Raw genomic sequence first — 13,687 nt, 5'->3', positions numbered from 1 at the left:
ACCGCACGCGGCGGACGGCTGTTTAGAGCACGGAAACCAGGCTTTTATTCTACCCGACTGGCTTTCCCGGCCCAAACCAATTCCTCAGGGCTGGTTCGTCTCCGTACCCCTGCTTGCAGCGAGCACCTCCTCGGCCGCGGCGGAGAGGAGTTCCGCGATTTTTTCGATCCAGTCCAGGTGCTCGGGCTTCATCAGCACCGAACGCAGGCAGGTGAGCATGGCGCGGTCGCGGCGCATGGTTGGCGCCTGGTCCGCAAAAAACTCCACGGGCAAATCCGCCAGCGCCAGATGGAGCTGGCGGCGGGCGGCGGCGGCAAAAATGCTCCGGGAGAGCGCCGAGGCTTCGCTGACGCTCGGCGCCCGCGGCGCGAAAACGAGGATGTCCAGTTGCGGCTCGAAGGGGACGACGAAGCGGGCGTCGCGGAGCAATTTCTGATAGAGGGCCAGCGCCGCCTCGCGGCCCCGCTGCAGGCCGCGGGCGAACTCCCCGCCCTGGCTCAGCGGAAGCAGCTTCTGCGTGGCCCACAGCGCCACTGCCGCGGCTCCCGGGCGGGAGCATTCCAGGCTGATCTCGCCGAGATGCAGCTCCGCGGAGGTGAAGTAGGTGTAGGGCGAATCGTGCCGGTAGAAACGGCCAACGCCGGGATCGCGGAAGAGGACGCAGCCGCAGCCATAGGGCTGCAGGCCGTGCTTGTGGGGATCGATGACGAGGGAATCGGCTTCCCCGAGGCGCGCGAAGGCGCTCTGCGCTTCCGCACCGAGATTTTCCGCCAGGACAAAATAGCCGCCGTAAGCGGCGTCCACATGGAGGCGGAAGCCGTGGCGTTCACGCAGGGCCAGGATCTCCGGCAGCGGATCGACGGCGCCGGTGCCGGGGGTGCCCAGGGTGGCCACGACGGCGGCCACGCCGCCGCGCGCCAGGCGCGCCGCAAGCGCCGCGCCATCCATGCGTCCGCGGACATCGCAGGGCAGCGCTTCGAAAGGCAGCTGCAGGACGCCGCAGATGCGGCTGTGCGTGTAGTGGGACTGCGCGGAAGCGAGGATGGTCTTGCCGGGGTGCACCTGTCCGGCAATCCACAGGGCTTCGAGATTGGCCATGGTGCCGCCGCCGCAAAGATGCCCGAGGAAATCCCGCCAGCCGAACATGGCGGCGAGTTCCGCGACCGCTTCTTTCTCCATGGCCGAGCTGGCGCGCCCGCCATCGAGGGCGTGATTGTTGGGATTGATCCACAGGGCCAGAGCATAGGCGAGGCGCGCCACGGGGTGCGGCGGCTTGAGCATCTGGCCGGCGTAGAGCGGGTGGAAGTAAGGATAGTTGTCGCGCAGGCGGTCGGCGGCGGCGAACAGGACTTCCGGGAAGCGCTCCATGCCGGGAGCAGCGGTCGCAAACTCCGGCAGCGCCGCGAAGCCTGCATCCAGGCGCCGCGCGGCCTCGAGAAAAACGGCGAGCGAGTCGCGCTCCAGCATCAGCGGGTGTCCAGCGGCGCCAGGGCGCGCCGCGGGCGGAGGAGGATCATTGGAACACCTTGTCGAGCTGGCCGGCGGTGCGCAGCAGGTCGAGCTGGGCCCGCTGGCGCTGAAAGGTGGCATCGAGAAAGGCCATCCACTTCTCGTTCTCGTCGAGGCGGGCGTTTTCAACGTCCCGCAGGTTGGCCTTGCCCTCGGTGAACTGGGCCTGGAGGAGGGCCGCGTTCTGCTGGGCGACCTGCAGCTCCAGGCGTGCGACCTCGCGCGCGGCGTCGCTTTCGCGGATGCGCCGCGTCTTCTGGCGGACGTCGGCGGAAACCTCGGTCTTCTTGTTGGCCAGGTTGGCCTTGGCGGCATCGAGATTGATCTGCGCAACGCCGACGGCGGCCTTAACGCGGGCGCTGAAGAGCGGAATCTGCAGTTGCATCCCAACATTTACGTTGTTGCGTTCAAAGCTCGTGAAAAACTGTTCGTAGTTGTTGAATTTCGCGAGCAGGCTGTAAACGGCCACGGCCTGCAGGGTGGGCAGGTAGCCGCCCTTTTCGCCGCGCAGGCGGAATTCGCGGGCGCGCGTATCGGATTCCGCGATCTGCACGGCGACATTGTCGTGCAGGGCCAGGGCCACGAGGTCTGCGCCGGCCTGTTCCGCGGCTCCGGGCAGCTCCTCCGGAGTCACCTCGAGGGGCTGCTCGGCGGCCAGGCCCAGCTGGTTGCGCAGAAAGACTTCGATCTCGTCCTCGCGGCCTTCGAGCTGCAAAATGCGCTGGACGATACGGGCGCGCGTGAGCTGGGCCCGGGTCACTTCGAGGGGCAACTCAAAGCCTTCGCTCTGGCGCTCCCGGGTAATCTGCAGAATCTTTTCCGAGCTGGCCTGCTCGCTGCGCAGCAGCTCGAGGGAGTGGCGCACCTTGCCGAGTTCGAGGTAAGCCGTGGCGGTGCGCTGGATCACGTTGTTGCGCACATCCTCGAGCACCAGCTTCTGCGCGCTCACCTGTTCCTGCAGCTCGCGGGCCTGCCCCCAGAGCGGGCGGTTGAAGACCTGCTCGGTATAGGTGACGTTGAAGAGAGAAGGCGCGCGTCCCCCGGGAGTCTCGGGAATGCCTTTGGTGTAGCCCACACCGGAGCCGGCGTAGAGGTTGGGCAGGAATTCGGCCTTGGTGACGTAAGCGGCGCGTTCGGCGAGGCTGGTCTGGATGCGGGCCACTTGAATGTCGCGGCTGTTCTGAAGAGCGAGCTCGATGGCGTGCTTGAGCGTCAGCGCCACCGTTGCGGGCGCCGCCGGCGGCTGGCTCTGCGCCTGCAGCGTCGCGCACAGCAGCACCGCCAGCGCCGCGCTTCCCACCAGTCTCTTTCCCCACGTTTTGCGTGCCATCGTTGTCTCCCCCTGCAGGACCTTCCCGGAGTCCCCCTGGATGTGCCGCCGGCCTTGTGCTGGCTGTGCTCATTCTACCCCTGGCGGGGCGGCGCCAAACTCTCTTCCCCGCCCCAGCGTTACTCGTAGCGCAAGGATTCGACGGGCTGCAGCTTGGCGGCTTCGTTGGCGGGCAGGTAGCCGAAGAAGATCCCCGTGGAGCAGGAAACTACGAAGGAGATCACCACGGAAAGGCCGGAAACCGGCACACGCAGGTTGCCGGGGAGAAAGGGCTGGATGACCGCGGGAATGGCCAGGCCCACCAGAATCCCGATCACGGCGCCGCCCCCGCTGAGGAGAAAAGCTTCCACGAGAAACTGCGCGAGGATTTCGCGGCGGGAGGCGCCGATGGCCTTGCGGATGCCGATCTCCTTGGTGCGCTCGGTAACCGTGACCAGCATGATGTTCATGATGCCGATGCCGCTGATGAGCAGGGCAATGCAGGCGATCAGGAGGAGCACGATGGTCAGCGCCAGGGAGATGTTCTGCGCCGCGGCAAGAATGGCCGTGAGGGTCTGCACCTTGTACTCGGCTTCGGCGGGATGGCGGCTGCGCAGCAAGAGCTCGATCTGGCGCTGCACGCGCGGCACGTCTTCGGGGCGCCGCGCCTGGGCGTCCAGCAGGCGCACCACGTCCGATCCGGTGTAGTACTTCATCAGGGTGAAGGGGATGAGCACGGACTCGTCCTGGATCTCGGAAAGGCCGAAGGTGGTGACGCGCTCGCGGAACACGCCGATCACCGTAAAGGTCAGCTCGCCCATGCGCAGGGGCTTGCCGATGGGGTTTCCCTGGCGGAAGATCCGCGCGGCCAGCTGCTCGGTGATCAGGCAGACTTTGCCGCGCGTCTCCATGTCCACGGAATCAAAGAAGCGGCCGCGGAAAATCACCAGGCGGCGGATGGTCTGGTAACCCTCGGTAACGCCGATCAGATTCACCGCCCGTACCGTGCCGCCGACTATGGCGGTCATGGGCAATTCCCGGATGCCCGCCACCTCCACCACCTCCGGCACCGAGGCCTTCACGGCCTCCATATCCGCAAGCGTAATTTCGTGGCTGAGAGGCAGGACTTTGTCCGGGGGCTTGACCATTTCCGCCCACACCAGGTTGGAGCCCACGCCTTCGATCTGGGAGATGACGAACTTGCGGCTGGTGAGCGCCACGGTGACCACCAGGACCAGGGAAGCGCTGCCGATGATCACGCCGATGGAGGTGAGGATGGCGCGCAGCTTATTCGCGCGCAGCGCGTCGGTGGCAACGGTGAATGTCTCGCGCAGATTCATCATCGGCTTATGCCCGGCCCTTCACTGGTCTACCTCCAAACGATACCATGGCGCTTCGCGCATCGAGGGCCATGCCGTCATCCTGCGCTGCGATCTGCGCCAGCGCCATCGCGCGTTTCCTGGCGCCGCCGCGTGGTCCGAAGAGAAGTGCGTCGATGGGATCTCTTTCTGGCGAGAGTCCGCTCAGTGCTTTTCCAGACGCTCCACGGACTCACGCGCATCCTTGTTGCGTGGATCGGCCTGCAGGGCGGCCCGAAATTCCTGCAAGGCCTCGGCGATCTTGCCCTGCCGTTCGAGGGCGTGCCCCAGCCAGTCGTGCGCGGCGGCGGGGCGCGGATAAGCGTTGCGCACCGGTGCGCGCTGAAGGTAGGAGCGCAAGAGCTGCTCGGCCTGCTCGGCTTTTTCGTTTTTCAGGAGGAAGGCGACGGCCTGGTAGTAATCGCCGCGGGGATCGGCGGGATCCGCCTTCTGGCCGGCCTCCACGACAGCCAGCAGGCGCGCCGGCTGCTTCTGCTTCACGGCATAGTCGCCGATGTCGTAGATCAGGTCCGGGGCTTTCGGGCCGGATTCCAGGGCTAGGGTGAATTCGGCGTCCGCCGCGGCAAAATCCTTCTTCTGGCGGCGGCAGTTGCCCTTCGCGTAATGCCCTTCGGAGGCATCCAGCACCAGCAGGCGGGCGATGTGCGGCGTGGCTTTATCTACTCCGCCGCCGACCATGCCCGGGGCGCTGCAATAGAACTCGATGAGGTCCTGGCGGGCGGCGAAATTGTGCTCGTCCAGCTGCACGGCGATCTCGAATTCCTTGTGCGTCTTCTTGGCCAGGGAGATCGCGGAGAACCAGGAAGCGTGTTCGGCCTTTTCGCCGTAGGCCTTGCCGAGCCACTGATGGTAGAGGGAGCTCTGCGGGGCGAGGGCCACGGCACGCTCGGCGCTGTCCACGGCCTTGTCGTATTGCGCCAGTTCGATGTAGGACTTGGTCAGCAGGAGCAGAGCGTCGGCGTTCCGGGAATCGCCCGCCACAACCAGTTGGAGAAGCTGCACGGCCCTGGGATACCGGCTGGCTTCGTAGGCCTGGCGGCCCGCTTCGAAAAGCGCGCGCGAATCTCCTTGCGCCGCGGTGAAGCCAGCCCCGAGGCCGGAGGCCAGAAGAAAGAGTGCCAGGATGGAGCTGCGCATCGGAAACCCTGCCCCGCCGCCCGCTTGCTACTCCAGATTGACCACGCGCACGGCCATGCCGTCCTTCAGATCGACATCGCTCGGTAGCGCGACATACTCGCCCTCCTGGAGACCGCCGGTGATCTCATAGCTGGTGGGGCTGGCGATGCCGACCTGCACCTGGCGCTTCTCCAGGTGCTTCTTGCCGACGCCCAGATCGTTGTCCTTGACGACAAAAACATAGCGCTGCCCGCCTTCCAGCTCCACGGCGCCGCGCGGCACGGCCAGGACGTGCTGACGCTCCTTGGCGTTGATGAGCACGTTTACGTTGGTGTTGGGGAGCAGCTCGAGCTTGTCGTTGTTCACGGCGCACAACAGCTCGCCGACGCTGCGCGTGCCGCGCGCCACCACCTGCTTGGGAATGACCGTGGTGCGGCCCTGCCAGGAGCGGCTGGGCAGAGCGTCCCAGGTAATAGTCACCGGCTCGTCGGGAGCCAGCGAGCCGAGCTCCGGCTCGTCAATGAAGGCGCGCACGCGCACCTGGCGGAGATTGGCCATCTCCCCAAGCAGATCGCCAACCTTGACGAAATCGCCGGTGCGCACCGGGAGGGAATACAAGGTGCCGTCGGCGGGAGCCACGACGCGGCTCTCGCGGACCTTTTCCTCGAGCGCGGCCACTTCGCTGCGCGCCTGCTCGACCTGCAGGGCGGCGCGCTGGGCGTCCAGCAGCACCTGGCGGGCAAACTCCTGCTTAACCGCGGCCAGGCGGTTGTATTCGGATTGCGCGCGCGCCAGAGCCACTTCGTTGGCGGCCAGCTCGTCCTTGGTGGCGGCCTGCTGGGCCACCAGGCGCTTGAGGGCTTCGTTGTCGCGCAGCAGGCGGTCGCGCTCGGCCTGCGCGCGCACCAGATCCCCTGTAACGCGGGCGATGTCATCGCTGCGCCCGCCGGCGCGGGCGGCGCGCAGATCGTCCTGCGCGCGCAGCAGACTGGCGCGGGCCTGCGCCAGTTGCGCCGCGGCGTCCTTTACGTCCAGCTCCAGGATCGGCTGCCCTTTGTGCAGGCTTTGTCCTTCCAGCGCATAGACTTTATCCACGAAAGTGGCCAGCTGCGCGCGCATCACGAACGGCGCGATCGGCTCCACTTTCCCGTTGCTGCTGATGGAGGCCACCAAATTCTCGCGCGCGGGCAGGACCGCGGCGATTTTGGCCGCCGGCTGGCGCCCGCTCATCCATACCAGCACATAGGCGATCACGCCCGCCAGCAGCAGGAACAACAGAATCCGATTTCGCAGCTTGCGTTCCATGGTTATCCGTTTGCCGGGGCCGGACCACAATCCTCCCGCCGTTCCGCGGCACTTTGCTCCAGTTGTGCGGGGATGCCGGCCGGCAGCGCTGCCTCGCCAACCTCTCCATGTGTGACCGCGCAGCGGTCAACTCCCAGTGTGACCGCAGGGCGCTCCACTCCTAGCCGATATCCTTCATTCTAGCAATTCCCCGAGCGCTTTCTCCAGCAACCTCTTGCGCGAGTCCGGCGAGAGCCCACACCCAGCCCAGTAGTGTTGACCGCTTTGCGGTCACGCTGGATGTGGATGTCCCCACCGCTCCCTGGAATGCCGCCAGCCCCGGAAACAAAAAAAAGCCCGCCGGGTGGAGGTCTCCCGGCGGGCCGGCGCGTGCAACCCGGACTAGCGGTACGTCAGCTTCTGCTCCAGCTCGACGGCGCGGGGAAAGAGGATGTTGTTCTCCAGATGCACGTGGGTGCGCAGGTCGTGGTCGAATTCCGCCAGCTCGCGGTAGACCAGCTCATAGGTGGTACAGCCGTCGGCGGGCGCCACATAACCGCCGCTCAGGCTGTTCATCTCGTTGACCAGCCCGCCAGCCGTATCGTGCTCTTGCATCATCATCGCGACCGGCTGCTGCACGCTGCCGAAGAAGGGCGCGTAAAGCCCGGCGCCGCTCTCCACCGCATCGGACATCTGCTGGATAAAGGGAAAAAGAATCATCTCCTCTTTCTGCATGTGCTGCGTCATCTCGCGGCTCACCAGGTCGAAATCCTGCCGGATCTTGAAGAGTTCGGGGTGGCGTTCGCCGTGCTTCTCCGCCACTTTCTCCAGATGCGCGGTGATGCGCGGCAGAGCCTCGCGGACGTAGCCGTGGTGCTTTTCGACGATATAGCTGGCCAGCGCCCCGAGCGGCGCCGCGGCCCAATTCTGCTTCTCCGGCGAGTCCTCGCTCGCCGCTTCTTGCAGCCGCGCCAGCAGTTCCTCCGGAGGCATGCCCGCCTGCATACACGCCTCGCCGAGCGTCTGCTTGCCCCCGCAGCAGTAATCCAGGCCGGCCTTTTCCAGGACCACGGCCGTCGCGGGATGATTCAGAACCACATCTTTCAATTTGCTGTCATGCGAAAGTTGCATTTTCGCCTCCCTGATGACTTCATCCTAGAGAGGCCTGCTGGGGCTGGCAGTGACAAAAGTCACGGGGCGGGAAAAACGGGGATCGGCCTCATTCCGCGGCCGCCTGCTCGCGTTTCAGCCCGGCGGCGTCCTTCACGATGATCTCCCGGCCCTCCACCTCAATCAGGCCTTCGGCCTGCAGCCGCCCCAAGTTGCGCGACACCAGTTCGCGCACCGTGCCCAGTTCCGCGGCCAGTTCCTGGTGGCTGGCGCCCAGCTCGATGCGGATTCCCTGCTTGCTCATGGCGCCTTTCTCCTGCGCCAGGCGCAGCAGCAGGGTGATCAGGCGCTGCCGCACCGTGGTGAAGGACAACTCCTCGATAATGCCCACCAGGCGGCGCAGGCGCCCGCCGACCACGGCAATCACCTTCAGCGCTACTTCGGGATGCTCGCGGCAGAAGTTCTGGAAATCCTTGCGGGAGATGAACAGCACTTCCGCATCTTCGGCGGCCGAGGCCGAGGCCGGATAGTTGCCGCCGTCGAAGACAGGCAGTTCGGCAATCGTGCTGCCCGCGCCTTCCAGCGCCAGGATCTGCTCGCGGCCGGACGCGGACATCTTGAAGATGCGCACCTTGCCCGCGGCGACAATGAACAGACCCTGGCAGGGATCGCCCTCGGAAAACAGCAGCTCGCCGCGGCCGAAGTGCCTGGAGCTGACGCGCGCCGCCAGGGCGTGCAGCTCGCTCTCCGTCAGCCCGGCAAACAGGGGAATCCGCCGCAAGATCGCTTCTGCGTTTGCGCCCAGGGGCAAAGCCGCCTCATTTCCCGCACCGCGCGCGCCGGTGCAACCGCTCGATTCTACTGGCGTTTCCCTGTCCGGCCAACGGGAATGCGCGTGGGCGCGGCGGCGGCCGGTCTCGTGCTAGAATCCGCTCATGAGCAGTGCACCGGCCGCACCCCAAGCAAACAAGCCCGAACATAAAGGGCCCCCACCGGTCCCGCCACCGGGCGCTCCCGCCATCCACCGAGTGTGCATCCAGTGCAACGGGATGTTCCGCGTGGCGCCGGAGAACTACGACGCCAAGCAATGCCCCAGCTGCCATAAAGGCTGAACAGCCGGAAACGTCCGATCCCATGATCCCTTGCCATGATTGAAGCGCGCGGTCTCTGCAAACGGTTTCGGGACAAGAAGCGCGGAGAGATCCACGCCGTGGAAAACGTCAGCTTTACCTGCCAGCCCGGGCGGGTCTACGGCTTGCTGGGGGCCAACGGCGCGGGCAAGACCACCACACTGCGCATGCTGGCCACCATCCTGGAGCCCTCGGACGGCACGGCCGCCGTGGCCGGTTACGACATCGTCGCGCAGCCGGAAAAAGTGCGCGCCAGCGTCGGCTTTCTCTCCACCGCCACGGCGCTCTATCCGCGGCTGACGGCGCAGGAGATGGTGGAATACTTCGGGCGGCTGAACGGGCTGGACGAGGTCACGCTGCAGCGGCGCGTGGCGGAAATCTTCGCGCGGCTGGAAATGGACAGCTTCCGCGAGCGGCGCTGCGACAAACTCTCCACGGGCATGAAGCAGAAGGTCTCCATCGCCCGCACGCTGGTGCACGATCCTCCGGTGATGATCTTTGACGAACCGACCCTGGGGCTGGACGTCATGACCGCGCGGACCATCCTTGCCTTCATCCGCGAGTGCCGCGACCGCGGCAAGACCGTCATCTTCTCCACGCACGTCATGAGCGAAGTGGAAAAGCTCTGCGACACCATCGGCATCATCCACGACGGCAAGCTGCTCGCCGAAGCCACGCTGGCCGGGCTCCGCGCGCAGCACGGCGAGCAGGACCTCGAGGAGATTTTCGTGAAGGTCGTGGGGCCGCATCACACCGGCGCGGGGGAGATCTGAGATGAGCCTGCGTTACGCCGGAATTGTCTACCGCAAGGAGCTGACCGAGGCGCTGCGCGACCGCCGCACGCTCATCTCCACCATTGTCGTGCCGCTGTTGCTCTTTCCCCTGCTCTCTGTGGGTTTCGGCGCCATGGCCTCGGTGCTCATCGGCAAGGCCCGGCAGGAGACGCCCAGGATCATGCTCCTGGGCGGCGCGGATTCCCCGCGTCTCTCCGAAAAACTGCGCGCGCTGGAACAGTTCCAGGTGGTGCCCGCCACGGGCAACTGGAAACAGCAGATCGAGAACAAGGAGATCCGCGCGGCGGTGGAGATTCCGCCGGGCTTCGAGGCGCAGGTCGCGCAGAACCGGCCGGCGAAAGTCATCATTTACAGCTACGAGGGCGAGATCAAGTCCACGTTCGCCGCCAGCCGCATTGAAACATTTCTCAAGGGCTACCGCGACGACGTGGTGAAAGGCCTCCTGGCGGCAAGAAACCTCCCGGAAAATCTGCTGCAGCCCTTCGAGGTGAAGCAGGAAAACGTAGCCCCGCCGGAGAAGGTGGGCGGCGCGGCGCTCGGCGGGCTGGTCGGCTACATGGTCATCCTGCTGTGCATGACCGGAGCGATGTATCCGGCGATGGACCTGACCGCCGGGGAAAAAGAGCGCGGCACGATGGAGACGATCCTCTCCAGCCCGGTTTCACGCACCCAGCTGGTGTTCGGCAAATTCTTTCTGGTGCTCACCGCCTCGCTGGCCACCGCCGCGCTCTCCGTGTTTTCCATGGGCGTGTCCTTCTGGGCCATGGGCCGGCTGCGGGTCTTCGACATGGCCGGAAAAGGCGGCCAGGTCGCGCCCGGGCACTTGAAACTCAGCCTCGGCGCGGTGCTGGCCGTTTTTCTCATGGCCCTGCCGGTCGCCGTGCTCTTCGCCGCGGCCATGCTGACCATCTCGCTTTTCGCCAAGAGCTATAAGGAAGCGCAGAGCTACCTCACGCCGATGACCTTCGTGGTCATCATCCCCGCGGTGGCCTCGATGCTGCCGGGGATCGAGCTGACGCCCAAGCTCGCGGTCATTCCCATTCTCAACGTCAGCCTGCTCTGCAAGGAGCTCATGGTCGGCACCTACCACTGGAATTACATCGCGCTGATTTTTCTCTCCACCAGCGTCTACGCGGGGGCGGCCATCTTCCTGGCCGTGAAAATGTTCCAGCGCGAGTCGGTGCTGTTCCGCTCCTGAGGTGGTTGCTACCGGCGGGCACGATCGATCGCGCCCCTGCGGGAGCGCTCGAATTTTACGACGCGGCCGCGGCCCCTTCACGAAAGCGGACAAAGCCCGTCCAAGTGTTAGAATCCTGACTCTATGGCTGACGGCCCGCTCATCTCGGTTCGCGCGCTCTCCAAACACTTCCGCACCTTCCGGCGCCGCGAAGGCATCGCCGGAGGGCTGGTCAACCTCTTTCACCGCGACTACCAGACGCTGAAAGCCGTGGACAACATCAACTTCGAGATCGCGCGCGGCGAAATGGTCGGCTACATCGGCCCCAACGGCGCGGGAAAATCCACGACCATCAAGATGCTGACGGGGATTTTGGTGCCCACGTCGGGGGAGATCGTCTCCAACGGTTTCGTCCCCTTCCGGCAGCGCGCGGCCTACGTGAAGACCATCGGGGTGGTCTTCGGGCAGCGCACGCAGCTATGGTGGGACATCGCGGTGATCGAATCGTTCAAGCTGCTGCGGCGCATCTACGACGTCTCGCAGCGCGACTTCGACGAGCGCATGGAGCTCTTCGACCAGGTGCTGGCGCTGCGCGAATTCCTGCACACCCCGGTGCGCAAGCTGTCGCTGGGCCAGCGCATGCGCTGCGACCTGGCCGCCGCGCTGCTGCACAACCCGCCCATCCTCTTCCTCGACGAGCCGACCATTGGCCTCGACGTCGTGGCCAAGGACCACATCCGGCAGTTCCTGAAAGCCATCAACGAGCGCTACAAAACCACCATCCTGCTCACCACCCACGACCTCGACGACATCGAGGAACTATGCCGGCGCATCATGATCATCGACCGCGGCGCGCTGCTCTTCGACGGCCCGCTCGCCGGGCTGAAAGAGCAGCTCCTGCGCACCAAGCAGATCAAGTTCATCCTGCGCGACGGCGAGCAGATCCCGCGTCTGGCGGCCTTCGAGCAGGCCCTCGCCGCCGCTCCCGCCAACGGCGCGCTGCATCTCGAGCGCCTGGACGAGCTGACCTGCCGCATCGTCTTCGACCGCAAGCGCTTTGCCACAGCGGACCTCATCCGCCAGATTCTCGGCGCGGTGGAAGTGCGCGACTTCGTCATCGAGGACGAGCCCATCGAAGAGATCGTCAAGCGCATCTACGGCGGCGAGGCCCTGACCCCGGACGCCTCCGCTTCCCAGCCATGAGCACCGCTTCGCATTCTCTGGCCGCTGCGCGCACGCCGCTCCGCGCCACACTCACCACCTACCGCGAATTCGCGCGCATCGGCTTCGTCAATATCCTGGCCTTCCGCATGCGCTACTACACCGGCATCCTCACCTACCTCATCAACGTTACGGTGTACTACTTCATCTGGCGCGCCGTTTTTTCTCAAACGTCGGAGCCCATCGCCGGCTTCTCGCTCCCGCAGATCCTCACCTACGTCAGCGTCGGCTGGATCCTGCGCTCCTTCTACTGGAATACCATCGACCAGGAGATGGCCTACGAGGTGATCGAAGGCAAGATCGCCATGGACTTGATCAAGCCGGTCTCCGTCCAGTGGATGTGGCTCTCGCGGGCCATGGGCGAATCGGCCTTCCGCCTGATCATGCTCACCGCGCCGGTCGCGGTGGTCATCGGGCTGCTCTTCCCGGTGCTGGCGCCGGCCTCGAGAGTGCACCTCGCGCTGTTTTTCTTCGCCGCTCTCGGCAGCTTCTTCCTGATGGGCGCGATCAATTTCCTGATCGGCACCTGCGCCATCCCCCTGAAATCCATCCTGGCGCTGATCCGCGCCAAGTTCTGGCTGATCGAGCTGCTCTCCGGCCTGCTCATCCCGCTAAAGTTTTTCCCGCACGCTGTGCAGGTCCTCTCCTCGTGGCTGCCGTTCGAACACATCGCCTCAACGCCGCTGCAGATCTACCTGGGCATGCTCTCCCCGATGGACTCGCTGCGCCTCGTGGCGCTGCAGTATGCCTGGGTCGCGGCGCTGCTGGCGCTGGGCCACCTCTGGTGGACGCGCGCGACGCGCAAGATCACCATTCACGGCGGGTGAGATGCGGAAGATTCTTTTCCAGTTCGGGTCTCAATTGCGGCGGCACGCGCTCCTCCTCGGCGCCTACTTCGCGCAGTACGCCAAGGTGCGCGTCAGCTACCGCGCCGACTTTTTCGTTTCTTTGGCCACCTCCGTGGCCGCCACCGTCTTTTCCCTCGGCTTCGTCTGGACCCTCTTCCAGAAGGTGCCTCGCCTCGCCAACTGGCGCATGGAGGAGGTCCTCTTCCTCTACGGCTTCTCGCTGATCCCCTTCGGCCTGTTTAACGTCCTGAGCATGAACCTCTACGAATTCGGATCCACCTACATCATGGAGGGTAAATTCGACCGCGTGCTGCTGCGGCCCATCTCCTCGCTCTTCCAGGTGCTCTTTGAAACCTTCCGCATCGAGTCGTTCCACGAGGTGCTCGTGGGACTGGTCATCGTCGCCTGGGCGGGGCGCAGGCTCGCGCACCATTGGACGCTGCTCGACGCCGCCCTGCTGGCGTTTTTCGGCCTCTGCGGCGGCGTCATTTACATTTCGGTGTTTCTGTTCCTGACCACGTTTTCCTTCTGGTTCGAGGACCGCATCGGCATCCATCCGCCCTTCTGGAACCTGCTGGCCTTTGGCCGCTACCCGCTCTCCATCTACAGCAGCTACATCCGCTTCGTGCTGAGCTGGATCGTGCCCTTCGGCTTCGCCACGTTCTATCCCAGCGCGCGGCTGCTCGGCCGCGCGGAGTTCCGCGCCTACGCGCCGCTGATCCCGCTGGTCGCCGCGGCCACCCTGGCGCTCGCCGCCACGGCCTGGCGCTTCGGCCTGCGCCGCTACTCCTCCACCGGCTCGTAGGGCAC

At 65.4% G+C, this 13,687-nt stretch carries 12 protein-coding genes; 5 read left to right on the top strand and 7 right to left on the bottom strand.

The features are described from left to right. Positions 1-84: 84 nt before the first annotated feature. The 7 genes from LAN61_04535 to LAN61_04505 all read right to left on the bottom strand — a co-directional run bounded on the left by LAN61_04535 (position 85) and on the right by LAN61_04505 (position 8,518). On the bottom strand, positions 85-1,467 hold the full coding sequence (locus tag LAN61_04535) for an aminotransferase class I/II-fold pyridoxal phosphate-dependent enzyme (protein MBZ5539773.1): 1,383 nt from the start codon (positions 1,465-1,467) through the stop codon (positions 85-87). Positions 1,468-1,513: 46 nt separating this feature from the next. Then, a complete protein-coding gene (locus tag LAN61_04530; GenBank protein MBZ5539772.1) occupies positions 1,514-2,839 on the bottom strand; it encodes a TolC family protein in 1,326 nt (441 codons plus the stop codon). 119 nt (positions 2,840-2,958) lie between these two features. Then, positions 2,959-4,161, bottom strand: coding sequence for an ABC transporter permease (locus LAN61_04525; protein MBZ5539771.1), 1,203 nt, complete (start codon positions 4,159-4,161; stop codon positions 2,959-2,961). A gap of 180 nt (positions 4,162-4,341) precedes the next feature. Further along, positions 4,342-5,334: a tetratricopeptide repeat protein gene (locus LAN61_04520; protein MBZ5539770.1), complete on the bottom strand. Its 993-nt coding sequence runs from the start codon at positions 5,332-5,334 to the stop codon at positions 4,342-4,344. Between the two features lie 27 nt (positions 5,335-5,361). After that, on the bottom strand, positions 5,362-6,618 hold the full coding sequence (locus LAN61_04515) for an efflux RND transporter periplasmic adaptor subunit (GenBank protein ID MBZ5539769.1): 1,257 nt from the start codon (positions 6,616-6,618) through the stop codon (positions 5,362-5,364). 381 nt (positions 6,619-6,999) lie between these two features. Continuing rightward, entirely contained in the window at positions 7,000-7,728 is a 729-nt protein-coding gene (gene ric, locus LAN61_04510; protein ID MBZ5539768.1) for an iron-sulfur cluster repair di-iron protein, read from the bottom strand. Between the two features lie 88 nt (positions 7,729-7,816). Beyond that, a complete protein-coding gene (locus tag LAN61_04505) occupies positions 7,817-8,518 on the bottom strand; it encodes a Crp/Fnr family transcriptional regulator (protein MBZ5539767.1) in 702 nt (233 codons plus the stop codon). A gap of 336 nt (positions 8,519-8,854) precedes the next feature. Between LAN61_04505 and LAN61_04500 the strand changes: the two genes are divergently transcribed. From LAN61_04500 to LAN61_04480, 5 genes are all read left to right on the top strand, one after another. Then, entirely contained in the window at positions 8,855-9,610 is a 756-nt protein-coding gene (locus LAN61_04500; protein ID MBZ5539766.1) for an ATP-binding cassette domain-containing protein, read from the top strand. 1 nt (position 9,611) lies between these two features. Continuing rightward, positions 9,612-10,829 carry an ABC transporter permease gene (locus LAN61_04495; protein MBZ5539765.1) on the top strand — a complete coding sequence of 406 codons (1,218 nt, stop codon included), beginning with the start codon at positions 9,612-9,614 and terminating at the stop codon, positions 10,827-10,829. Positions 10,830-10,952: 123 nt separating this feature from the next. Then, entirely contained in the window at positions 10,953-12,011 is a 1,059-nt protein-coding gene (locus LAN61_04490; GenBank protein ID MBZ5539764.1) for an ATP-binding cassette domain-containing protein, read from the top strand. Beyond that, on the top strand, positions 12,008-12,856 hold the full coding sequence (locus tag LAN61_04485) for an ABC-2 family transporter protein (GenBank protein ID MBZ5539763.1): 849 nt from the start codon (positions 12,008-12,010) through the stop codon (positions 12,854-12,856). The genes LAN61_04490 and LAN61_04485 overlap by 4 nt, the downstream gene beginning before the upstream one ends. A gap of 1 nt (position 12,857) precedes the next feature. Continuing rightward, positions 12,858-13,682, top strand: a complete 825-nt coding sequence (locus LAN61_04480; protein MBZ5539762.1) for an ABC-2 family transporter protein — start codon at positions 12,858-12,860, stop codon at positions 13,680-13,682. Positions 13,683-13,687 lie beyond the last annotated feature (5 nt).

It is taken from the genome of Terriglobia bacterium (genome assembly GCA_020072785.1).
GTDB lineage: Bacteria > Acidobacteriota > Terriglobia > Acidiferrales > UBA7541 > Acidiferrum.
This window is presented reverse-complemented; position numbering and strand designations above follow the sequence as displayed.

Excerpts from the sequence above, each read along its gene's own strand:
- LAN61_04490 (MBZ5539764.1), top strand. The coding sequence starts at position 10,953 with ATGGCTGACGGCCCGCTCATCTCGGTTCGCGCGCTCTCCAAACACTTC.
- LAN61_04480 (MBZ5539762.1), top strand. The coding sequence starts at position 12,858 with ATGCGGAAGATTCTTTTCCAGTTCGGGTCTCAATTGCGGCGGCACGCG.
- LAN61_04535 (MBZ5539773.1), bottom strand. The coding sequence starts at position 1,467 with ATGCTGGAGCGCGACTCGCTCGCCGTTTTTCTCGAGGCCGCGCGGCGC.
- LAN61_04500 (MBZ5539766.1), top strand. The coding sequence starts at position 8,855 with ATGATTGAAGCGCGCGGTCTCTGCAAACGGTTTCGGGACAAGAAGCGC.
- LAN61_04520 (MBZ5539770.1), bottom strand. The coding sequence starts at position 5,334 with ATGCGCAGCTCCATCCTGGCACTCTTTCTTCTGGCCTCCGGCCTCGGG.
- LAN61_04515 (MBZ5539769.1), bottom strand. The coding sequence starts at position 6,618 with ATGGAACGCAAGCTGCGAAATCGGATTCTGTTGTTCCTGCTGCTGGCG.
- LAN61_04495 (MBZ5539765.1), top strand. The coding sequence starts at position 9,612 with ATGAGCCTGCGTTACGCCGGAATTGTCTACCGCAAGGAGCTGACCGAG.
- LAN61_04530 (MBZ5539772.1), bottom strand. The coding sequence starts at position 2,839 with ATGGCACGCAAAACGTGGGGAAAGAGACTGGTGGGAAGCGCGGCGCTG.
- ric (MBZ5539768.1), bottom strand. The coding sequence starts at position 7,728 with ATGCAACTTTCGCATGACAGCAAATTGAAAGATGTGGTTCTGAATCAT.
- LAN61_04525 (MBZ5539771.1), bottom strand. The coding sequence starts at position 4,161 with ATGATGAATCTGCGCGAGACATTCACCGTTGCCACCGACGCGCTGCGC.
- LAN61_04485 (MBZ5539763.1), top strand. The coding sequence starts at position 12,008 with ATGAGCACCGCTTCGCATTCTCTGGCCGCTGCGCGCACGCCGCTCCGC.